We start from the raw sequence: 22,388 nt of genomic DNA on the forward strand, positions 1-22,388 counted from the left end.
GGTCAGTGGAGGAGGAAGAACAACTCGATCTCGGCGGTGCCGGACGGGATACGGGGGTCGGTGTTGTGGTAGCCGCGAATGATCTCCTTGTGGTAGCGCGGGAAGAACTCCGGCGCCGCGGAGGGCAGGAGCCGGGCCACGGCTTTGGCGAAGGCCGTACTGGTGCCGGTGTCGACCGCGCCGCCCGGGAGCCGCCCGGCGTTGCCGAAGACCATGACGAAGGCCACCCGCTCGCCCGGGAACTGCCGGGACTTGCGGGCCACTTGCTCGCGAAGGCTCGCGGTGGCCCGCTCCGAGCCGCCGATGAGAGCCTCCGGGTTCACGCGCACCGTGATCGACCGGGTGTGGGGGTCGAGCCCGCCGGCCGGCGGCGGAGTGGTCGGCGGGGAGGTGGACGGGCCGGGGAGCGTTGGTCCGGGAGGCGTCTGTGTGTCCTGGGGACCTGGCTGTGTGGGGCGGTTCGCCGGCGTCTCGCCGCCCAGGACGACGACCACCAGGACCAGGAGCAGATCGGCGAAGAGCCACCCCGCCATCTGCACTCCCGACAGTCTGGGCGACCTCATCGCTCCCCCTCGGCGACGGGCCGGTGGGCCCGCGGATCGTCCGCGGGGGCCGGCCGGGTCAGGGCGACCGTCGGCGGTGAGGACTCCTGGGCGGAGGTGAGGCTGGAGCCCTGCCGCGCGGAGGGCACCGGCGACGCCTGGGACGCCGAGGGCGCGGGATGGTCCTTGGGCGGCGCTTCCGTGAGGGACCGCAGGGCGCCGTGCAACTGCGTGACGGTTTCCAGGAGCCGGTCCCGCGCCTGGCTCTGGTCCTCCCGGTGGGCGAGGCCCGCTGCCCGCAGTTCCGCGATGCGGGCGGCCAGTTCGGTCGTGACCGTGCGCACCTCGTCGCGCAGGGAGACGGCAACGGCGGCCACCGCCAGGTCGTAGGCGGCGCCGATCCGTTCGGCGCCCTCGGCCGCAGCTTTCTCAAGGGCGGCCGGAAGCTCCGTCAAGGTGCTGCCCAGACCGTCCAGGGTGGCGGCGAGGACCTGGGTCGACTCGGCCGTGGAGGCGCGCACGGCGGTGAGGGCCCCCGCCACCTCCTGTACGGCTTGGCGCATCCACAGCGCGGTGCGCTCGCTCGCCGCCTCCTCCCGCTCCCGTGCCTCGCGCGCGGCCCGGTCGATCCGTTCGGCGGTCAGGTCGCCGGCGGAGCCGATCCGTACGGCGGCCGATTCGCCCGCGGAACCGAGGCGTTCGGCGGCGAGACGGCCGGCCTTGTCCAGACCCTGCGCCATCGCGGAGCCCGACGTCGCCAGGTCTTCGGCCAGCTGACGGGTGCCGGCCGCGACCTCGCCGGCGGCCCGGGTGGCCGAGCCCACCGACGCCCTGATGTCGGCGGTGCCCGCCCGCAGTTCGGCGACGGCGGACTCCAGGGCCTTGACGGCGGCCAGATGGTGCTCCGTGGCGGTACTGGCCCCGCTCAGCAGGCCATGCGCGCGCTCCTGGACGCGGGCCGCCTCGGACAGCAGATCCCGCAGGCCCGAGGCCGCGCCCTGGAGTTCCTCGGCGAAACGCAGAGGGGAGGCCTGGGTGCTGCGCGCGGCCAGCGCCTCGACCTGGGCGAGAGCGCCGGAGAGACGGGAGACGAGCCGCTGCCGCTCGGTCTCCTCCGCCGCTTCCCTGAGGCGGCCCACAACGGTCGTGCCCATCAACGCCAGCAGGGCGACGACGGTGTAGACGACCATCATGTCGAAGTGCAGCACCGGCCAGAGGTGGCCGTCGAAGCCCTGCTGCCACAGGGTCAGGAACGAGCCGGTCGGGCCGGTGCCGTCCTGCCCGTCGGTGCCGGAGTCCCGCATCTGCTGGTACGCGTAGGCCGCGGTTCCCAGCCCCGCCCAGGTGACCAGCAGCGGGGCGAAGACGAGTACCGAAGGCAGCGCGGAGAGCAGCCGTCGCTTGCGGCTTGTCGCGGCCGATGGCGGAGCGGAGAGCGCGTGCGGACCGCAGTAGGCGGCGACCAGCCCGCCGCCCGCCCACACCCGCAGCTCGTCCTCGCTTCCGGCCTCCACGGCGTCGGCGAGCCGGCTCAGCGCCCCGGCATGCACAGCGCAGCGAGGATGCCCGGCCAGATCGCGCAACTCGGCGGCGAGGCGCTCGGGTTCATGGTGGGTCGGGCTCGGTGCGGGGCCCCCGTCGAACTCCACGGGCTTACCGCCGTGAGCGCGCGCCCATGATCTGCCCCACGTCTCCAGCCGCCCCATATTGCTCCCCCCGCCGGGCCTGGACCGGACTGAAATATGCCACCGGACAGCGGGGCGCAACCAGTCGTATTGCGGAATTGGTTCGGGGGGCCCGCGATATCCATGGGTGGGCACGTCTGTGTGAATGACGGGATCTCGTGGGAATAGAGAGTCCGCAGGTGACGGGCGTGATGAGTGCTGTCAGAAATGCATTTGCTCGGCTCTTTTTCGGTTCTGAAAGTGTCGTTGTTTGACCGCTCTGTTGATCGAAATATGTCAGGGGCGGTCGGTTGGATCCACAGACATTTCCGCTCAGTGGAATGACGGCTAGGGTCGGCGATCGGCGCCCCGTCAGGCCGGCGGGCGGGGGAGGGGGGAAGGCCATGGGTCCACCCATGCCGGGAGAGGGCGGTGGGGACGGTGCGAACGGGGAATGCCTCGCCCGACTGACGGAGCTGTTGCTGATCGAACAGCGCGGCAGTGATCCCCGTGCCGCCATCCCGCCGGGCGGGTCGGAGGTGGCGGGCGGCACACCCTTGGGCCCTTGGCTCGCCCCGGCGGCCGCACTGGCAGGAGGAGAGCCCAAGAAGGCACTGGCCCTGCTCGACCAGCCGCGGCCCGACGATCCCTCCCTGTCCCTCTTGTCACAAGCGCTGCGGACAGCGGCGATCGTTATGGACGGCAACTGGCAACCGGGCACCTCTCCGGTCGACCGCCAGCCAGGCGCCCAGCGGGCGCAGTTCACCGCCGGTGCGGGAATCGAGGACGCCCTCGCGTCGGTCGCCGACCCGGGTCTGCGGCTCTGCACCCACCTCGCGGGACGCGTCATCCCCGTCCTCCTCTCTTCCCGTACGACCCTCGGACACGCCGTGAAGGCGATGGCGGCCAAGGAACGCACCGCCGCGTACGGAATGCGCGTCGACTGGGACGATCACGATCTGTCGGCCGGTCTGAGGGAGCCACTCGCCTGGTTCGACGGCCTGTACGAGGAGATCGCCGCCACCCGGCACGAGGCGGCCGCGGCCTGTCATCTGCTGCTCGCCGCGGACCTCCGCGTCCGAGTCGGCGACGTGCAGGCGGCCCAGCCGCTGCTACGGCACGGACTGCGGTTCGCTTCCCGTAGCCACGCGACCGCGGGCCTCGCCGCGCTGCTCGCCGGTGACTGGGAGCTGGGCCCACCGGGAACCGCGGAGCAGTGCGCCATCCCGGCCACCGCACCCCCCGCACGGGCGCTCTCCCGCGCGGAGCACCACTACGAGCGGGCCGACGCGGAGTACGGCGCCGCCCACTCGGGGCGTGGCCGCGCCGCGGCGCTCCTGCGCCTCGCCCACGTCCAACGGCTGCGCGGCAGCCTTGAGGAGGGCCGGGAAACCGCCTGCCGGGCGAGGGAACTGGCGGTCGCGGCCGGCGACGGCGCATGTGCCGCGCTGCTCCGCATCCATCAGAGCCTCGACCTGATCCAGGCCGACCCCACGCCCCAGGGGCAGGCGGAGGCGGGGACCGAGGCCGCGGAGGAAGTCGTTGCCTGGGCTACGAGCGTCGGCAGCACGTCATGGCTGGAGGGCCTGCGGCAACTCGTCCTGGAGCGGGCGGAGTTCTGGAGCGCGCAGGGTGATGTGGTCCGCGCCAGAAGGGCCGCCCATCTCGCTCAGCGGCTGCTGCCGGGGCCCGGAACGGGCGACAGCGCGGCGACCGATCCATCGGCGGTCGCGGCGAGCCATCGCCAGCAGCGCCAGCCGCCGCCGCGCCCGCCTTTCCCCGCCACGGGCATCTATCTGCGGGCCCGTCACCGTCTGGCGAGCATCGTCCTGACCGACCTCGAGCAGCAGGACCACCTCGAGCGCGTGGAGGGAAGCACCGAAAAGGGCGAGCCCCTCGACCTGGCGGACTGCCTGGGACTCATCCAGACCGCCAAGACCCTCCACGACCAGGCCTCCGCACTGCGGGACCCCGATGTGATGGCGGCCGCCCGCGCCCGCATCGAAGTCGCTCTCCGAGTGGGCACCGACCTCCTGAAGGACGTCGAGCCCCTGAAGGACGTCTTCGCCGTGCTGGCCTCCGACCTCGCGTCCTGCCCCGCCCAGGAGACGTTCTTCCGCTCCCGCAGGTCCCGTGCGGCCGGCCTCGAGACGGAGGCCGACCGCCTCGCACGCCAGGCCCTGTCCGAGACCGAGCTGATCCCGGACGAGACCTTCCGGAGCGTCCTGCGCTGCGCGGCCCACGTCGATCTGCGCCAATGGGCCCGGGCCAGGGCCGAGATGGAGGCGGTCGAACCGCGCCTTTCCGCACTCCAGGCCGCCGCTCTGTGGCTGCGACTGGGCAGGCCCGAACGCGCTGCGGCGCACGAGCCGTTCATCGACGCAGCCCTCGGCGGCCCGGACCAGGATCACCTCTGGGAACGGGCCGCGATCCGGGCGGACCTGGCCCTGGCCAGGGGCCATTACGGCGATGCCGCAGACCTCGCCCGGCAGGGGCTCGACGCCTACGAGGCGCACCAGGTCAGACTGGCCCGCGACGCGCTGCGGGCCTCCTTCGCCGATGACCCCGTGGTCGCCGGCCTCTACCACGCGGCGGTGCTCTCCACCCTCGGCCTCGGCGGCCCCGGCGCGGCGGCCACCGCCTTCGCCCAGGCGGAGCGCGGCCGGGCCGGATTCCTCCACGCCCTCCACGCGCTTGACACCGCCGGCACGGACCCGGCCGCCCGCAGGGCCGTGCGGGGCTGGCTGGCCGCGGAGGTCCGCTGGTCGGCGGAGTTCGAGGACCACGCGGCCGGCCTCGGCGGCCGCGCGTCCCTGCCCGATTCAGGGCAGCCGCCGATCCTCGCACCGGGAGGGCCCGTCCCGGCGGTCTCAGAACAACCGGTGGGAGGGCCCGTCCCGGCGGTCTCAGAACAACCGATGGGAGGGTCCCTCCCGGTGGTCTCAGAACAACCGGCGCCGGGCGCCTCCCCAACGCCGGGACGCACGGCCCAGGCGCGCCGCGACGGCCGACGCGCGCGCATCGCGGAGGCCGAGCAGGCCCTGGACGCCGCCGAGGCCGAGGTACGAAGGCTCGTCCCGGCCGCGCTCACCGCATCCGGCAGGGGCACGCTGCCGGACGCCGCGACCTTGTCCGAGGCCCTGCCCCCGGACACCGTGCTGCTCACCTACCACCTCTACGACGACACCCTCGTCGGCTGGGCGATGACCCGCCGGACGCTGCTCAGCGACCGCCACACCGGGTGGGCGCACTCCGTGGTGGCGGCCGTGCGCCGCTTCCACGGCTGGTGCGCCATGGCGGACGCCGGGAGCCACGGCGAAGCCGACGGACCGGAGCTGGCCGAACTGCTGCTGCGGCCCTTCGCCGAGCCGCTGCGCGACCACCGGCGCGTGCTGGTGGTTCCCCCGGCCCTGCTCTCCCTCCTGCCCTTCCACGCCCTTCCCTGGGACGGGGACGTCCTCGGCGCCCGCCACGAGGTGTCGTACCTCCCCTCGGCGTCCCTGCTCACCCGCCTCCACGGCACGCAGGACAGGCCGTGGGCGGAGCTGAACGCCCTCCTGGTGGGCGATCCCGCGGCCGATCCCCGCCACGGTCTGCGGAAGCTGCCGGGAACGGTGGCCGAAACCGCGGAACTCGCCCGCCTGTTACCCCGCCACCATCTGCTGACCGGGACCGACGCCACCCGGGCCCGTGTGCTGGAGGCCGCCCCCGACTGCCAGGTACTCCACCTCGCCACCCACGGGCTCGTCGACGAACTCGCTCCCAACCGCAGCCGGCTGCCCCTCGCCGGTGATGACGTGCTCGGCATCGCCGACCTCCTGCGCGTCGCCCAGGAGCCGCAACTGCTGGTGCTCTCCGCCTGCGACACCGGCCGCGGCACCGCCACCGCCGGCGGCGACGTCCTGGGGCTGACCCGCGCCGCCCTGATCACGGGGGCCCGCCATGCCGTCGTATCGCTGTGGCCGGTCCGCGACCGTACGGGCTGCCTGGTCATCACCAAGACCTACCAGTACCTCCTCGAGGACCCCACCGCCGGCGTCGGTGCGGCGCTGGCACGCGCCCAGCGCGCCGTGCGCGACCTGTCCGGCGCAGACCGGGACGAGGAGTTCGACGCGCTGGCCCACCGGGCCGGAACCCGTCCGGGACCGCCGTCCCGGGCCCGCTCCTGGGCGGCGGCGAGGGACAGCGAACCGCTGCGCCCGGACGCAGAGGACCGGCACCCGTACCACTGGGCGCCTTTCATCCACGTGGGGGTTTGAGATGACGTTGCGAGCGCTGCTGATCGGCGCCCAGACCTACGGCCTGAGCGGTGTGCACGCCGATGTGGCACTCATGGCGGACGTCCTCGGGACCAGGGGCTTCACCGACCTGCGGACGTGCACCGAAGGCGACGCCACGTACGGGGGCATCACCGAGGCGATGAGCCGCCTGCGAACGGAGACCCGGCCGGGTGACGGCGTGGTGGTGTACTACTCCGGGCACGGCGCACTCCTGGGCGACCTGCAGTACCTCGTCCCCGTCGACTTGGACGACACCACCCCCACCGACTTCCGCGGCTATCTGGCCGAGGAACTCACCGCAGCGGTCCGTGAGTTGAGGCAGCGTACGCCGAACCTCACCGTGATCCTCGACTGCTGCCACTCCGGTGGAGCCGTGCGAGAGGTGGCGTACCAGTCAGGCCGATGGGTCCTGAAGTCGGTCGAGTCGCGGGCCGTCGCTCAGGACGCGGGACGCGCCCGGGCGGCAGTGCTCGCCCGGCCCGGCGACCCGCTCGTCCCCGGCGTCGTCCGGCTGACGGCAAGTCAGCAGCATGATTCGGCGTATGAGGCCGTACTGCGCCCCGGCAAGGGGCGGCAGGGCGTCTTCACCGCGGCCCTGGCCGAGCTGCTCGGCCCGAACACGCGCCCCGGCGTGCCCTGGTCGGTGCTGATCGCCCGGGTCCGCGACCGCATCAAGCAGCAACAGGTACGGCAGTGGCCCGACGCGGGCGGGCCTTCGGGGCGGCTGCCGTTCTCCCTCGACGAGCCCGACGGCCTCGAACGGCTCCCGCTGGTACGGCGGAACGGCCGGTTCGTCGTCCCGGGCGGCGCCGTCTTCGGTCTCGGCGCCGCGGACCGGGTCAGCATGGTGTTCCCCGGCGGCAGCGCGACGCACCGGGGCGCAGAGACCTCCATACCCGCGACCGTGGACGAGATGAAGGCCGGGGACGCCCTGCTGCGCCCGACGCCACCTGCTGATGCCCGCCCTTCCGCCGACGACCTGCACACCGTAGAGCTGCCCCTCGGCGCATACGCGCTGGCGGTACGCGTGCACGACCGCCGACATGTGCTCATCGAGGCCGACGCTCCCTTCGCCGACGCGCTGCGCAAGGAAATCGCCCGCTGCCCACGGCTGGCGGTGACCGAAGACGCGCAGGACGCGTTCGCCACCGTCCGCGCACAGAACGGCACCTGCGAGGTACTGAACCCGGACGGACTGCCCTTCCGGGCCCCGTCCGTAACGGCACAAGCCGTCCCCTCCCAGTTGATCGCTCTGCTGGAAGAGCTGGCCCGCGGCGAACGCGTACGGCTGCTGCGCGACCCGGAGGGGCCGAGCCGCCTCGCGGCGGACCTGGACGTGCGGATCGAGGCCCGGCATCCCGCCCCAGGAGGTGACTGGCGCGAGCTCAGCACAGCGGGCGAACAGCTCTACGACGGCGACCACTACCGGGTCACGGTCACGAACCACTCCGGTGTGCCGCTGTACTTCTGGGTGATCGGCGTCGGGCTGAGCGGTCGCACCGCCCTGGTGACCAACGACCAGCCCAGTGGCTACCGTCTCGAACCCTACGGGGACGAGCACTACGGCACACGCACGACCCCGGCCGTCACGATCTACTGGCCGTCCGACGTTCCCGAGCAGGGCCCCCGCCCGGAGACCATCCACGTCCTTGTCGGCGACCGGGCCATGGACCTCGGCGGACTCGCCTCGCGTGAGGCCTGCAAGCGGTCCGTGCGCACCGCCGGCCCCACCGTGCAGGCGCTGCTGCAGGAGGTCTGGGAGGGCACCCGTGACCAAATGCTCGACGTGGGCCAGGAGTTCCGCTACCGCCTGTGGACCGTGCACGCGGACGCGCTGCCTTCCACCGAGCCGGAGCTGCCGTCCACCGACCCGGAGGGGCCCCGCGCATGATCCCCCTGCCCCCGATGGTGCGCCGCATACAGGCGGACCGCATGGTCAAGCAGCAGCGCTGGGCGGAAGCGTACGACCTGTACCGTGCGGCGGCGAGCGCCTACCCCGAGCGGGTGCTGGCCGCGGCCTGCTGGCAGGACGCCGCAGGGATGGCCGGCCGGCTCGGACGCTACTCGGAGCAGGCCGAGTGCAGCAGGCGCAGTCTCTCGCTCCTGCAGGACTCGGTGCTCAACACGCCTCTGGTACGCAGAACGCGGATAAGGGCGCTGCTGGCCCTGGCCGAATCGCTGTATCGCACCGGTGATCTCACCGGCGGGGCGGAGGTCGCCCGGCGGGTCTACGACCTGGCCGCCGGTTCGGACCCCGACTTCACCGCCGAGTCCTTCCACCGGCTCGGACAGGCCCTCCTTCTCCAAGGCGAGATCGGTGGCGCACTCACGGCCTTCGCCCGCGCCGCCGAGACCGCACGGGCCGGCGGATCAGGTCTCGAGATCGCCCAGGAACTGGTGAGTCTCGGCGTCGCCGCCGCGATGGTGGGCGACGACCCGACCGCCCGCGACTGCGCGGCCGAGGCCGAACGTCTGGCCCGGACATCGACCGATCGACAACGCACCACGGTGCTGGCCTCCGCCCTCAGCTTCCAGGCGCTGGTCATGCGGCGCGAACGGCGCGACGAGGAGGCCGTGTCGCACGCACGTGAGTCCCTGTCGCTGCTGACCGGTCCCGTCGGCCGGCAGGACGTAGCCGTACTCGCACAGTCCCGGGAGCGCCTGGCGACCTGCCTGCTCTCCTGCGACGAGCCGGAGAAGGCCGCCGAGGCCATCGGGCTGCTCCGGCTCAACCACACGGAGGCGGTCGAGCGCGACGACGCCCTCCTCATCGTCTCGTCGGCAGCCAACCTCGCAGGCGCCCACGCGGTGTCGGACTCCTTGGACGAAGCGCTGGCCTGGGCGGAGCGATCCGTGGACGCGGCAAGGCGCGCCGGACAGGGGCCACACATGGTCGCCGCAGCCCTCCTGAACCTGGGGACCGTGCTGCATGCACGTGAGGAGCACGCACGCGCCGAGAGCCGTCTGCTGGAAGCGGTCACGCTGTGGGAGCAGCTACGGGCCACGACACGCAGCGAGGTCGAGCACATCGATCTGCTCGGTGAACAGGCCCAGGTGTACCGGGCCCTGCAGCGCTGCCGAGTCGCCGGCGGCGACACCGACGGCGCGCTGGAGGCGGCGGAGCGAGTCCGCGGCCTGCTCCTGGAACAGCGGCTGCTCGCAGGACGCTCCGCCGGTTCCGCCGCGAGTCCGGTGCCGAGGACGGCGCGGCAACTGTCCGAACAGGCCGCGCGGAACAACACGGTCACACTGGTGTACAGCCTGCTCGGGCCCGCCCGCCCCAGCGTCCGCAGCGGCGCCACCACCGCCTACATCTGGGTGATAGCTCCCGACGGCACACGCCGGCACCACGACGTCGACCTCTCCGCCGTGCGCGCGGCGATGCCGAGCGCGGTGGCGGCGGACGGTGCCACGACCGCCGGGGGTCCCGGCGCAACCGCAACCGCCGAGCCTCCCGAGACCAGGCTCCTGAGAGCCCTGTCCCAGGGCGCCGTGGCCCCGGTCCCGGTCCCGGTCGCAAACTCCCGCGACAGCGCCCCGCTCGCCGGCCCGGACCTCGGCCGGATCACCGACGCGGAGCTGCGCCTGCTCGCCGACGCGTTCCTGCGGCCGGTGGAGGACGACCTGACGGCGGCCGGGACGCGGCGGCTGGTGGTCGTACCCGACGGGTTCCTGCACCACGTCCCGTTCAACGCGCTGCCCCTGAAGGACACCACTCCGCTGGCGGACGTGTACACCGTGGCCGTGGCGCCGTCCGCCAGGACGAACCCCCGGGCGACGGCTGGCACCCGCCCGGCCACCGTCTCACCCTCCGAGGCACTGGTGGTGGGAAACCCGGACCCGCCGACACAACCCCTGCTGCCCGGACTGCCCGCTCCCGTCCTACGGCCCCTGCCCGCGGCCGAACACGAGGCACGGACCGTCGCCGCGTTGTACGGAGCCCGCGCCCTCATCGGCGCGGAAGCCACCCGCGAGGCCGTCCTCGCCCGGCTGCCGCGAGCCCGGTTCGCGCACTTCGCGACGCACGCCCTCGCCGGCGAGGACGTCCTGCGCATCCCGGGCGCACTGTGCCTCGCCCCGAGCCCCCCGACCGGCTCTGCCGGCGAGAAGTACCCAGAGGACGCGGACGGTTCGTACCTGCGGGCCGACGACATCGAGCCGCTCGACCTCTCGGGCTGCCCACTGGTGGTGCTCAGCGCCTGCGAGACCGGCTGGGGCAGGCCCTCACCGGAGGGCAATCTGGGCCTGGCCCGGGCTTTCCTGGCCGCCGGGGTGAACTCCGTGGTGGTCGCCCTGTGGTCCGTAGACGACAGGGCGACCGCCGACCTCATGACCGACTTCCACCGGCACCTCGTCACCGGGGCGAACACGGGGGAGGCGTTGGGCCGCGCCATGCGCGAGGCCAGGCGGCAGCACCCGCGACTGGAGGACTGGGCCGGGTTCAGCCTGCTGGGCTCCGCCGATTCCCGGCTCGCCCCGGCGGCGCGAGGGTGAGTGCGCCCATGGATGAGGCCCGAGAGGCAGAGAGCGACGGGGGCCTGGCCACCGACCGCCGCCAGGCCCCCGCACTGCTCCCCGTGCCCACCACTGTGCGGCACTCGCGGCGACCACGTCCCCGCAGCAGTGCGGAATATCGTGGCGGCGTGCCAACTGACCGCAGGAGAGCGGCTGTTCGCCCGGGCCCAGCGACTACGATGCCGTACGTCACCGATGCCCGAGAAGCCCGAGAAGTCGGGGAGGTACCGTGATGCCTGAGGGGTACACGGAAGGCAAGCACTCCGCCGAGCGCTGGCCGCACGGCACCCTCCTGGGAGAGCTGACCGGTTCCTCGGAGGCCGTGAAGACCCTGCTCTCACTGGGGACTCCGCGGTCGTACGAGGCAGGCGAGACGCTGCTGGCCGAAGGGCTGAACGAGACGTTCGTCCTGTTGCTGCTTGAGGGTGTCACCAAGGTGACGGCCCTCATGGAGAACGGCGACACCGCGCTGCTGGCCGTCCGGATAGGCGGGGATCTCATCGGCGAGTTCGCGGCGTTCGACAACAGACCCCGCTCGGCGACGGTCACGGCCGCGGGCAGAGTTACGGCCCGGCGCATCGGCCAACGGGACTTCCTCGCCTGCCTCGACCGTTATCCCGTGGCCGCGCTGGCGGTCAGCCGGATGCTCGTACGCAAGAACCGGTGGTCGGTGCGGCGTCGGGGCGACTTCAGCGGTTGCCCGGTGGCCACGCGGGTCGCCAGGGTGCTTGTCGACCTGGTCGAGGACTACGGGCAGCAGTGGCGCGGCCGGGTCCTGATCGGGCCACGTCTCACCCAGGCGGAGATCGCGGGGTTGGTCGGTGCGAAGGAACGGCGGGTCCACCACGTTCTCGGCGCGCTGGCGGAGCGGGGAATCATCCAGGTCGGGTACAGCCGAGTCACTGTCGTCTCCCTTGCCGGTCTGCGGGATGCGGCTCGGCTGACGGGGCCGGACCAATGAGGGGGGACGCGGGGGAGCGGGAGGTGGAGGAGGGGGACATGGGGGAGCGGGACATGGAGGACCGGGGCTTGGGGGAGCGGGACATGGGGGACTACGAGCACGACGGGGCGCATCAGTTGGGCCGAAGAGGCGATCCTGACGAAGGGCGTCACGACCACGACGATAACGACGACCACGAGGGCCACGAGGACCACGACGACGTACTGGCGACCACAGACCTGGTCGCCCTCGACGGCGTGGTGCCCAAAGGGGGAGGGCACCCCGTGCGCGACCGCGTCGCGGGAGCCTCCCTGGGCCGGCCCCTCGTCTACGTACTGCCCAGAACGAACGGCGGCAGCGAGGCAGAGGCCTCGGGCCACTGTGACATGCTGCTCTGCTTCCCCTTCGACCTGGAGGAACTGCCGGACGGCCGCGGATACCAGCAGGTGACCCTCGGCGTGCGACTCGACGACGAGACACACGCGCTGACCCTGCAACCCGGGCCCGGCACGACCACGAGCGACGGAGCGCGGGTCGCCGCGTTCGGGCTCGGCCAGAACCGACTCCGCTGGACCTTCCGCGCCCCGGGCCGTGGCGGCACGCTACGTCCCGACGGCCGCTGGGCTCAGGCTGTAGTCCGTGTGCCGAGGACCGCGGCGGAGGTGTCCGGCCGACTGAGCCTGGCCACGGTGACCGTGCAGCCGCTGCTCGGAGGGACGTTCGTGCGCAGGGAGGCGGAAACCCCGTACGACACACGGTTTTCCGTCAAGCGGGCCGACGCCTGGCGGTCCGCCGCGCCCCTCGCGCACGACGGGACTCTCCCCGGAGCGTGGGCACTCGCCGGAAACGAGGTCGGCGCTGCACCTGACGGCGACGACGAGAGCGGCGGCGCGCTCCACGGCGACATCACCGAAGGCGACAGCCACGGCGGCCCCGGCAGCGGCGAGGAACTGCCCCCGGGTGTACGGCGGTTATGCCTCGCCGTCGACATCGAGAAGTACAGCATCCGCGGCAACGCCGACATGGTCCGGCTGCAACGTGTCCTGCTGCGGACCTTGCGGACGGCTTGTGCAAAGGCGGGCGTCGACTGGGAGCGGTGCGGTCGCCAGGCCCAGGGAGACGGCTATCTGCTGGTGATGGAGCCAGGCATCGACGAGGCCAGGGTCGTCCCCATGCTGCTGGAGGGACTCGCCGAAGGGCTGGCAAAGGCCAATGCCGCGAACGCCGCACCCCGTTACCCTTCCGCAGCGCCGACCCCGGGCACCACCACCCCCCTCGACATCCGCATGCGGGCCAGCCTGCACCAGGGCATCGTGCACGAGGCGGACAGCGGCTACGCGGGATCGGCCGTGGTCGCCCTCTTCCGCGTCCTCGACTCCGGCCCGGTACGCCAGGCGCTCGCCAGGACCCCCTCCACACAACTGGTGGTCGCCTTCTCCGACACGCTCTACAAGGATCTCGTCGCCACGGGTTACGAAGGGCTGTCGGGCGAAGGCTTCGACCGCGCCGAAATACACGTCGAGGCCAAGGACTTCAGGGCGGTGGCGTGGATCCACACCGGGCGGCGGACGGGGGCGGGCATGCCGTCGAGCTCGGATCGGAGCTGACCGACATGCTCGTCGTCGATCCCCGGACTGGTGGTCTCCTCACTGACTGGCCGGCCTGAGTTGGTTGATAGCAGCGTCGACTGTCTGTGCCAGCAGAGTTGCGATGGTCATGGGGCCGACTCCGCCGGGCACCGGTGTGATCAGGCGGGCGCGCGTGCGGGCGGTGTCGAAGTCGACATCGCCGATGTTGCCGGGGCTGTATCCGGCGTCGATAACGACAGCCCCCGGCTTGATGTGTTGGCCGCGAATGAGCCGAGGCTTTCCAACAGCCGCCACAACAACGTCCGCGTCTCGCAAGGTTGCGGCCAGGTCGGCCGTACGGGAGTGGCAGTAGGTGACAGTGGCGTCCCGGGCCAGCAAGAGCATTCCGACGGGCTTGCCGAGGATGGCGCTTCGACCACGACCACGGCATGCTGGCCTGCGAGTTCGACGTCGTACTCGTCCAAGAGCCGCATGATCCCGCCCGGGGTGCACGATGCGAAACCAGGCAGTCCGAAGCTCATCGCTGCGAAGGAACTCATGGTGACCCCGTCGACGTCCTTCTCCGGCGCGATGGCTTCGAATGCCGCCCGCTCATCGATGTGACGGCCCACGGGATGTTGAAGCAGGATGCCGTGCACGGCTGCGTCCTGCGAGAGCGACTGGAGGGTCTCCACCAGCTCGGCGGTGGTTGTGGTGGCGGGCAGGCTGACGAGCCGGGATTCGATGCCCGCCTTCGCGCAACGGGCCCGCTTCATCCGGACATACGTCACCGAAGCCGGGTCTTCACCCACCAGCACCGTTGCCAGGCAAGGCGTCACGCCGACCTGCCGCGAAAGTTCTGCCGCCCCGCCCGATGCCGTCTCGAGGATGCGTCGGGCAAGCCCAACGCCATCCATAATTTGGGCTGTCTGTGTCTGGGACATGGCCGCCTCCAGGCGTCGCTGACCACTCGCCCAGGCGCACGGCATCGACCGATTCGTCAGACCGCTCCCCGGTGGTGCTCCACCTCAGCGCCAGTCACGGCCCACGCATCGCTCTAGTGGATGGTGCTTCCGCTGATCACGAAGCTGATCACGAACGGGAAGTTCAGGAATACCTTCTGAGTCCCGCCGTGCGACTGGCGCCGGTAGGAAACAGACCTTCTCGTGAGGCAGAGCCGATCACGAGGTCGAGAACGCGGGCCGCTCCGGCCTCACCGCGCGCGTCGGTGCCCTCACCCGCCACACCGACGGTCTCCGGCACCACAGCGACAGCCAGCGCCCGAAACGGGGCTGATCCTCGCTTCGCGATCATCCACTTCCACAGCAGTGTATGGATATTCAGGATGAAATCGCACATTCCGCCAATTTATGTATAGGTGCTGATGTATCGGATACACGTGCGGAATGGTGCGGACACTGAAACAGCATGGACGGCACGGCGAGCGTTCCGCGGCCGGCCGTGAGGCCGAAACCGTGCAGGCTCCGGACGCCGGGCCGGATGAGCAAGTGGAGCAGCGAGCGCCGGACAGTCCCACGGACCTGCCCAAGCGCTCCTGGGGGGCGGTGCTGAAAGGCACCCTGAAGGAGTTCAAGAAGGACGAGCTGGCCGACCGGGCGGCCGCGCTGACCTACTACAGCATTTTGGCGCTGTTCCCGGCGCTGCTGGCACTCGTATCGCTGCTGGGCATCGTCGGGCAGTCGGCGACGCAGGCGGTGTTGGACAACATCCAGAAGCTCGCTCCGGGTGCGGCGCAGGACATCCTGCGCAGCGCGGTGCAGCAGATGCAGGGCAACGCCGGGCTCGGCTCGCTCATGGCGATCGTGGGTCTGGTGCTGGCGGTGTGGTCGGCCTCCGGCTATGTCGCCGCGTTCATCCGCAGCGCCAACGCCGTATACGACGTCCCTGAGGGCCGTCCGGTGTGGAAGGTGCTGCCGGTGCGGGTCGGCGTGACCGTGGCCTTGATGATCATGGCCGTGATCAGCGCGCTGATCGTCGTGTTCACCGGCGCGCTCGCACGGCAGGTGGGCACGGCTCTCGGAGTCGGTGACACCGCTTTGACCGTGTGGTCGTTCGCGAAGTGGCCGGTGCTCGTGGTCCTGGTCACGACCATGATCGCGGTCCTGTACTGGGCGACTCCGAACGCGAGGGTCCGCGGATTCCGCTGGATCACGCCGGGCAGTTTCCTGGCACTGCTGATATGGATGATCGCCTCCGCCGGGTTCGCGCTGTACGTGGCGAACTTCGCCTCGTACAACAAGACCTACGGCGCTCTCGCCGGCGTGATCATTTTCCTGGTGTGGCTGTGGATCACCAACCTCGCGGTCCTGCTGGGCCTGGAGTTCGACGCCGAGCTGGTCCGCCAGCGGGCCGTCGCGGGTGGCCACCCGGCCGACGACGAGCCGTACGTCCAGCCGCGCGACACCAGCAAGTGGGACGAGGAGGACCGCCGCCGCCTCGAATCCTGAAGGCGGTGGACCACCGTCTGCCACGGCGTCGGTGTGAGCGGGGATCGACGGGAGTCAGCTGGTCATGGGAGTGAGAGCGGGCCTGCGCGACCGGGATCGTCGGCTGGCGAGGCGGGCGATCGCGTCGGGACCGGTCTGGGTGCGGCAGATCGCGCCCGCGGTCGAGGAAGCGGCTGAGCACACCAAGCTGTGGTGGGCGGTCGCAGGTGTGATGGCCGCCGCCGGCCGGTTGCGGGGCCGTACGGCTGCTGCGGCCGGGGTGACCGCGATGGCGACGGCTGAGTTGCTGTCCAGCTGCGTCGCCAAGCGGCTGTACCGGCGGCGCCGCCCGCCCCCCGAATGGGTGCCACCGGACGATCTCCAGGACCGGCCGGACAGCTCTTCCTTTCCCTCCGGGCACGCGGCTGCCGCCTTCGGTTTCGCCGCGGCCGCCGCACCGCTCTGGCCGGCCGCCGGCGCCGTATCCGGGGCTGCGGCGCTCATGGTGGCCGCGCAGCGGGTGCACAGCGGCGCGCACTATCCCACCGACGTGGCCGTCGGCGGTCTGATCGGACTGGCTGCGGCCGGGCTGGTCCGTGCCGCGCCGTACTTGCTGCGACGGCACGCGCTCTGAAGGGTCAAGGGCGGTGATGCGCCATGGCGGGGTACTCGGGCCTCCGGCCGGATGGCGGAAGGCAAGATCTCCCAACGCACGCCATCGGCTGATGGAACCTCCGAGGAAGCTGCCGCACAAGCCGCAAGGCACCGACGAAGGAAGGTGAGCACCAATGACAGCAGACGGCTCCCCCCGCACCGGCGAAACAGGGCAGGAAGCGGTGGGTGAACTGGTCCAGCGCGCGACGCAGCAGCTCTCCCAGCTGGTCAAGGACGAGATGCGGCTGGCGCAGGCCGAGATGACCGAGAAGGGCAAGCGGTTCGGTAAGGGCGGCGGCCTGTTCGGCGGCGCCGGCTTGGTGGGTGTCCTCACCCTGCAGGCCCTGGTGGCCACCGTGATCGCCGCACTGTCGCTCGTCATGGATGTGTGGCTGGCGGCGCTGATCGTCACCGCGGCCCTCGCCGTCATCACCGCCCTGATGGCAGCGCTCGGCAAGAAGCAGATCAGCAAGGCGTCCCCGCCGACGCCGGAGCAGACGGTGGACAGCGTGAAGGCCGACGTGGCCGAGATCAGGGAGAAGGCACAGCGATGACCCAGGACAAACCGCCTACTGGCGAAGAGCCGACACCGTCCCCGCAGGACCTGCGAGAGCAGGTCGAGGCGACCCGTGAGGAACTCGGCCAGACCGTCGAGGCTCTCGCGGCGAGGACCGATGTGAAGACCCGTGCCCATGACAAGACGACCGCCGTGAAGCGGCAGCTCGCGGAGAAGACCACCCAGGTCACGGCCCAGCTGAGGGACAAGGCGACACATGCCGCCGAGGCGGTGCAGGACAAGACCCCTCAGCCGGTACGCGCCAAAGCCGCCGCAGCCGGCGGACAGGTCCGCGAAAAGGCCGCGCACGTCTCGGAGCTGGCCCACGAGAAGGCTCCCGAGCCGCTGCGCGAGAAGGCCGGCCAGGGCATGCGGATGGCCCGGGCCAACCGCACACCGTTGTTCGCCGCGGCAGGCGCGCTGATCGCGATGCTGCTCGTACGTCGCGCCAGGAGGCGGCCATGAAAGCCGCGAAGATCGCCTACAAGCCGGTCGGCCTGGCCTTGGGGGCTGTCAGCGGCGTGCTGGCCGGTGGACTGTTCAAGCAGGTCTGGAAGAAGCTCGGACACGAACAGGAGGCCCCCGACGCCACCGACGAGGAGCGCACCTGGCGCGAGGTGCTGTCGGCGGCCGTCCTGCAAGGAGCGATCTTCGCCGGAGTCAAAGCCGTGGTCGACCGAGGCGGCGCCGCAGCGACCCGCCGCCTCACCGGCACCTGGCCAGGCTGAACCCACCACCGACGTGCAAAGCCCCGCACGGACCCGAAGCGGGGAACAGTCGGCGCGTGCCGCGCGACGATCGCTCGCCCCAGCCACACCGGCCGCAATCCGGATCTCCATCTCTTCTCCGTCACGCCGGTTCGCGGGCGGGAGACGGCGCGGACCTCCCCAGGCGCTGCGCCGCCTCCCGCCAGCCCGGAACGTCTACCCAAGGGCCTGCGCCCTACGCGCCTCGGGCTCGGCGAGCGCGCCATACGGCCAATGCCGCCGCCAGATGGTCTTGAAGATGTGTCGGCATCGGCTCCTGCTGCGTGGTCGCCACCACGGCTTCCGCCACGTTGTGGAGCTTGGTGTTGGAGTGCTGGGACATCCGTACTAAGGATCTGCCGAGCCTCTTCCTCGCCGCACGACCATGTCGCCATCAGCACGCTGCGGGCCACAAGGCCTGCTTGAGCTGCTCCGTCTCCTCGTACACAGCAGCTCGGCTTGCTCCTCGACCGGCAGCCCGCTCTGACCAGGAATCGTGGCCACGCCCTGGACTCCGCGGCATGGCAGGGTCTCGTCAGGGCTGCGAGCAGCGAAGAGCATGTGGCGGCCTACTGTGCCCAGTTGACGGCACTGGCCGACGAGGCCACCCCGGCGCCGACGAAGACGAACAAAGCCGCGAAGCAGGGAAGAACCAAGGCAAGCCGGGCGCCCAGGCCAAGCCGTCGAAGCATCCCTCCGCGCGCCTTGTCGTAGGCGCGCCAGTGCGCCTCGGTGTCCTTTGACGTGGAGGGGCGCGCGGGGGCTGTTGTCGACGCCGTGGCGGTCCCGACCGGGTGAGAATCCTGCACTGCTGACTTCATCGGCGAAGGCGGGGCGCTGTGGCTGGTGCCGGCCTCGGGAGAGCTGTGTCTTACGGTGTCCACCACGCCGAGTGACGCGAAGGCGATGCCGGTCAGCAGCATGCTGGTTACAGGGGGTGACCGCTCCGCCTTACGTCCAGCGCTCTTCGGGGTCCTCGTACGCCAGTCGTCGCGACGCCGGGTACGTCGCGAGGCCGCCTCGCCCGCCCAGCGCGCGCCCTGGAACGCGGCGACGGAGGCCTGCTCCCCGCTGCCGTCCATTTCCCCCCGCAGCGCCGCTACCGATCCGCTCGGCCATCCGCTCCAGCACGACCGAGCCCTCAATGCCAGCCGCATGGCCATGGCGTGAGGCGGCATCGCAGTGGTGGGCCTCGCCGCTCAACCACTCATCTCCGTTTCGATCCTTGCTCATCCCAGTTCCTCCAGGGTCCGCGCGACATCATGGGGACCGCACTGGGGCGGAGCGGCCGCGCAGGCTCAAAGTTGGGCTGTGGCATCCGCTCCACCAGGGAGTTAAGATCCGCTGCCGACCTGCGGGGAGTCCGAACGGGCGGCCTTCCAGGGGGTGTGAAGTGGCTGAGGCAGTTAGGTTGCCGCGCGGGCAGGCCCGGTTTGCTTCCGCCGTTCTCGCAGCGTTCGCACTGGTGGCCCTCGCGGCCGGGCTGGCAGCGTGGCAGAAGTACCAACTGCTGGCGGGGCCGCTGACGCCGGGGCCGTACGTCGACAACCCGTTGGTTGAGGTCGACACGTACTTCAGAAACCTGATGGGCTGGCGGACGGGGCTGCTCCTCGTGGCCCTGCTTCAGTTCAGCATCTGGCTCGCCGGCATGCGTGACGTCGCGGATGTGCTCTGGAGGCAGGGGCAGCGTCGGCGCAGGATGTGGTTGGTCTTCGGCTGGGTGATACCGCTGGCGCAGCTCTTCATACCGAAGATGTTCATCAACGATCTGTGGGCTGCCAGCCGGCCGGAACCGCAGCGTCGTAGGGGACATCCTCTGCTCACGGCATGGTGGCTCTCCGTCCTCGTCGCCGCGAACGCGTACAGCGACGCATCCGCGGATCTGAAGAAGGCGGTCAATGCGAGCCAGGCCCGTCATGCCCTACGGCAACTGATGATCAGCGATGGTCTGTACATCTGCGCCGCCGCGCTATCGATCGTCGTCTGGCAGCTCATTCGCCGGTTGGAACGCGCCGTGGCGATGACGTAGCGCCCTTGCCGCGCTTCTCCGCGACGTGGCTACACCACAGCTAGCGAGAGTGGGCCCTGGACCTTGGCCGGCCCACAAACTGAGTGTCCCTGGGTTGGGAGGGGACTCAACATCGCCCTACTGAGCCTCAGCAGGTTTCGAGCAACTCAGACCCCACTCGACTTCTGAGTGAATACCCGAGCGTCCTGCGGGACCAGGCAGAGGTGAAAGAGGCTCTGGCCGCGGCACTGACCGCTACGCGCTGCCGGTCGCCGACCTCTTGGGGCGATGCGCTTCGGGGTCGACTCAGGGTGGCCTGGAGCGGCCGGTTGAGGAGGCCTTCGAGACGGAACAACCGTAGAGGCAGGTGCCGGTACAGTAGGGCGCGTTCGTTCGGGAGTCCCCGGTCTGCCCGGGGGAAGTGGGTGCCCGGGTGGGGTTGATGCGTGCCGCATACGCGTAGTCCCACATAGCCGCAGGCGTAGATGCCACTGGCTTCGGGCTGCTCGTGCACTGCGCCGGTCAAGCCTGTGTCAGCCGAGAACTCCCCTCCTGCAAAAGGTTGTTGCACCCAGCACCACATCTGTCGCTCGCCATCTGCGCCCCTCTACAGTGGGCTTCCAGGCACCGTATGGGTCCTCGGGGGAGTGCTCATTGAACGCTCGACAACGACAGGCTGGCAAGCACCTCCCGCCCTCGGCGAGCGCAGAACCAGGAGTCAGGACGGCCGCCGCCGGTCTCGCGGACCACTACGCTTCGCCGGCACGGTACGACGAGCGTTCCCTGCGGGCATCACTCGCCTGCTTTGCTTCTGAACTCCCTGACGGGGCACGAGTGGTGCTGGACGTGGGCGCGGGCACGGGGGGTGCCGACCCGTGCGCTGCGGGAGATGACCTCCGCTGATGTGATCGCATTCGACGTGTCGTGGAACATGGCCCGGCAGGTATCAGGGCGGCCCGCCGCTGTCGTCGGCGATGCCGGGAGGCTGCCTGTGCGCGATGCGTGTGCGGATGGTGTTCTGCTCATGGGGTGTATCCACCTCATACCGGATCCGGTGTCGGTGCTGCGGGAGGCCCGCCGAGTGCTGCGCAGCAGTGGCCGTGTCGCCGTTACCACGGTCCTCAAGGCGGATCTGCAGCGCCAGGTGTTCCATCGACCGCCTGCGACGCCTGGATGCGCGACATCCAGGTCTTCGTCGTCGCGGACGCCGTCGCCGATCATGCGCGGTTCGACCTTCACCTTCTGGGAGGTGCCGGTCGAGGAGCTGCCGATCGACGAGGAGATGCGTCCGGGCAACCAGTTCCCGCAGGAAGCCGGCTGGCGGATCGCGGCGGGGGATCGCAGCGCCGGACGGCGCGGTCCGGCAAGTGCTCGACGCCACGTGGTGGCGCCGCGTTGCTGACGGCGACTGCGAGTTCTTGGTGGCCGTCCTCGGACATCGGATTGGCGGCAACGACGCCTGGTGGACCCGCGTCCGGTACTCCGGTGGTGTGCCGGGGCTGACCGGCGATCCCGGGTTCGTAGCACTATCGATCGACGGGCAGGTGCTCCTGGCGGAGGTTCCCGGCACGGACGGGCCTCGAGTGACGGCCCTCGACCGACTGCCGGAGCGGCTGGAGGAGGCCGCCGCGGCCGCCGGGCGTGAGACGGAGGTCGAGCGCGCCGAGGTGTGGGCGACGGTGACCGGCCGGCCGGCATGGCCTTTGCATTGGGCGGAGGGGATCGGATCGAATTCGGCCGCGCCCGACGAGTTGCTGATCCGGCTGCTGGATGTGGAGGTGGGCTTCCTGCACGGCTGCGACCGACCAGCCGTACTCGACGCCGCTGTGGCGCATCGCGATCCGCAGGTGCGCGCGAGGCTCGCGGACACCTTCCGGCCCAAGCTCACGTCCGATCAGCGGGTACGCCTGGTCCGCGCGGAACCGTCGCCGAGCCGGCGAGTGCTATGGGCCGAGCATGCGTGCGCCCGGGGCGTCGAACTCCCCGCGGACGTGTACGACGACCTCCTCGCCGGCCCGTCCCGAGCTCAGGCAGCCGAACTCAGGGGTCTCCCCGCACACCACCTCCCCGGCCTCGCGGCCGACGCCGAGCTTGACTGACTCGACCCCGCCCGACGAGAAGCGACGTGCCCCGGGTGCGGGCGAGTGCCTGCGCCCGTTGGGCAGACCTCACCGCGCCGCTACAGGAGCAACTACTGACCGACACCGACGACACGGTGCGTACGGCGGCGCTGCTCGCCCACCACACCGGCGTCCGCATGCCCCGGGAGGTCTTCGCCGCGCTGCCCGTGCCCCGGCGCGCGCTCGAACTCTGCCGTCTCTCGCCCGAGCTGGAGGCGGAGCTGGTCTAGGAGGTGGACGCGGAGGTACGCCGAGCCCTGGCCGCCAATTTGCGGCTCAGCGCGCACAGCGTCACCGTCCTGGCGCAGGACCCAGACAGCGACATCCGCTCGGCGGTGGCACTACGGC

Annotated in this window: 17 protein-coding genes, 3 pseudogenes and 1 riboswitch; of the genes and pseudogenes, 15 read left to right on the plus strand and 5 right to left on the minus strand. The window is 71.1% G+C overall.

Going from position 1 to position 22,388, the window contains the following annotated elements; translation table 11 throughout:
* Window positions 1-2 precede the first annotated feature (2 nt).
* Together ACIRD7_RS09285 and ACIRD7_RS09290 are read right to left on the minus strand one after the other, a co-directional pair.
* Window positions 3-563 (minus strand): hypothetical protein, encoded by a 561-nt coding sequence (locus ACIRD7_RS09285; RefSeq protein WP_403451536.1) that lies wholly within the window; start codon window positions 561-563, stop codon window positions 3-5.
* A complete protein-coding gene (locus ACIRD7_RS09290; RefSeq protein WP_403451537.1) occupies window positions 560-2,191 on the minus strand; it encodes a hypothetical protein in 1,632 nt (543 codons plus the stop codon). Before ACIRD7_RS09290 ends, ACIRD7_RS09285 begins: the two co-directional genes overlap by 4 nt.
* Before the next feature lie 419 nt (window positions 2,192-2,610).
* On the opposite strand from ACIRD7_RS09290, the gene ACIRD7_RS09295 reads away from it, so the two are divergent.
* From ACIRD7_RS09295 to ACIRD7_RS09315, 5 genes are all read left to right on the plus strand, one after another.
* Window positions 2,611-6,465 (plus strand): CHAT domain-containing protein, encoded by a 3,855-nt coding sequence (locus ACIRD7_RS09295; RefSeq protein ID WP_403451538.1) that lies wholly within the window; start codon window positions 2,611-2,613, stop codon window positions 6,463-6,465.
* Window position 6,466: 1 nt separating this feature from the next.
* Complete coding sequence (locus tag ACIRD7_RS09300) at window positions 6,467-8,377, plus strand: caspase family protein (protein WP_403451540.1); 1,911 nt, start codon at window positions 6,467-6,469, stop codon at window positions 8,375-8,377.
* Entirely contained in the window at window positions 8,374-10,980 is a 2,607-nt protein-coding gene (locus ACIRD7_RS09305) for a CHAT domain-containing protein (RefSeq protein WP_403451541.1), read from the plus strand. The genes ACIRD7_RS09300 and ACIRD7_RS09305 overlap by 4 nt, the downstream gene beginning before the upstream one ends.
* A gap of 253 nt (window positions 10,981-11,233) precedes the next feature.
* On the plus strand, window positions 11,234-11,962 hold the full coding sequence (locus ACIRD7_RS09310) for a Crp/Fnr family transcriptional regulator (RefSeq protein ID WP_403451543.1): 729 nt from the start codon (window positions 11,234-11,236) through the stop codon (window positions 11,960-11,962).
* A 38-nt stretch (window positions 11,963-12,000) separates the two neighbouring features.
* Entirely contained in the window at window positions 12,001-13,548 is a 1,548-nt protein-coding gene (locus ACIRD7_RS09315; protein WP_403451545.1) for a hypothetical protein, read from the plus strand.
* A 39-nt stretch (window positions 13,549-13,587) separates the two neighbouring features.
* Here ACIRD7_RS09315 and ACIRD7_RS09320 read toward each other — a convergent pair.
* Window positions 13,588-14,453, minus strand: a pseudogene (locus tag ACIRD7_RS09320) (bifunctional 5,10-methylenetetrahydrofolate dehydrogenase/5,10-methenyltetrahydrofolate cyclohydrolase).
* Window positions 14,454-14,474: 21 nt separating this feature from the next.
* Window positions 14,475-14,561, minus strand: a riboswitch (ZMP/ZTP riboswitch).
* A gap of 55 nt (window positions 14,562-14,616) precedes the next feature.
* A complete protein-coding gene (locus ACIRD7_RS09325) occupies window positions 14,617-14,868 on the minus strand; it encodes a hypothetical protein (RefSeq protein ID WP_403451546.1) in 252 nt (83 codons plus the stop codon).
* A gap of 47 nt (window positions 14,869-14,915) precedes the next feature.
* On the opposite strand from ACIRD7_RS09325, the gene ACIRD7_RS09330 reads away from it, so the two are divergent.
* From ACIRD7_RS09330 to ACIRD7_RS09350, 5 genes are all read left to right on the plus strand, one after another.
* Entirely contained in the window at window positions 14,916-15,977 is a 1,062-nt protein-coding gene (locus tag ACIRD7_RS09330) for a YihY/virulence factor BrkB family protein (protein WP_403451548.1), read from the plus strand.
* A gap of 64 nt (window positions 15,978-16,041) precedes the next feature.
* A complete protein-coding gene (locus ACIRD7_RS09335) occupies window positions 16,042-16,590 on the plus strand; it encodes a phosphatase PAP2 family protein (protein WP_403451550.1) in 549 nt (182 codons plus the stop codon).
* Window positions 16,591-16,744: 154 nt separating this feature from the next.
* A complete protein-coding gene (locus ACIRD7_RS09340) occupies window positions 16,745-17,164 on the plus strand; it encodes a phage holin family protein (protein ID WP_403451552.1) in 420 nt (139 codons plus the stop codon).
* Entirely contained in the window at window positions 17,161-17,631 is a 471-nt protein-coding gene (locus tag ACIRD7_RS09345) for a DUF3618 domain-containing protein (protein WP_403451554.1), read from the plus strand. The genes ACIRD7_RS09340 and ACIRD7_RS09345 overlap by 4 nt, the downstream gene beginning before the upstream one ends.
* Complete coding sequence (locus tag ACIRD7_RS09350; protein ID WP_403451555.1) at window positions 17,628-17,894, plus strand: DUF4235 domain-containing protein; 267 nt, start codon at window positions 17,628-17,630, stop codon at window positions 17,892-17,894. Before ACIRD7_RS09345 ends, ACIRD7_RS09350 begins: the two co-directional genes overlap by 4 nt.
* 587 nt (window positions 17,895-18,481) lie before the next feature.
* On the opposite strand, the gene ACIRD7_RS09355 is transcribed toward ACIRD7_RS09350, so the two are convergent.
* Complete coding sequence (locus ACIRD7_RS09355; RefSeq protein ID WP_403451557.1) at window positions 18,482-18,835, minus strand: hypothetical protein; 354 nt, start codon at window positions 18,833-18,835, stop codon at window positions 18,482-18,484.
* A gap of 470 nt (window positions 18,836-19,305) precedes the next feature.
* On the opposite strand from ACIRD7_RS09355, the gene ACIRD7_RS09360 reads away from it, so the two are divergent.
* From ACIRD7_RS09360 to ACIRD7_RS09380, 5 genes and pseudogenes are all read left to right on the plus strand, one after another.
* On the plus strand, window positions 19,306-19,941 hold the full coding sequence (locus tag ACIRD7_RS09360) for a DUF4328 domain-containing protein (RefSeq protein WP_403451558.1): 636 nt from the start codon (window positions 19,306-19,308) through the stop codon (window positions 19,939-19,941).
* 844 nt (window positions 19,942-20,785) lie between these two features.
* A pseudogene (locus ACIRD7_RS09365) lies at window positions 20,786-21,049 on the plus strand (class I SAM-dependent methyltransferase); the annotation flags it as partial.
* A 14-nt stretch (window positions 21,050-21,063) separates the two neighbouring features.
* A pseudogene (locus tag ACIRD7_RS09370) lies at window positions 21,064-21,186 on the plus strand (isochorismatase); the annotation flags it as partial.
* Window positions 21,187-21,287: 101 nt separating this feature from the next.
* A complete protein-coding gene (locus tag ACIRD7_RS09375; protein WP_403451560.1) occupies window positions 21,288-22,019 on the plus strand; it encodes a hypothetical protein in 732 nt (243 codons plus the stop codon).
* A gap of 26 nt (window positions 22,020-22,045) precedes the next feature.
* Window positions 22,046-22,270, plus strand: a complete 225-nt coding sequence (locus ACIRD7_RS09380) for a hypothetical protein (protein ID WP_403451562.1) — start codon at window positions 22,046-22,048, stop codon at window positions 22,268-22,270.
* Window positions 22,271-22,388: the final 118 nt, after the last annotated feature.

The organism is Streptomyces sp. NPDC093568, from assembly GCF_044764945.1.
Taxonomy (GTDB): Bacteria; Actinomycetota; Actinomycetes; order Streptomycetales; family Streptomycetaceae; genus Streptomyces.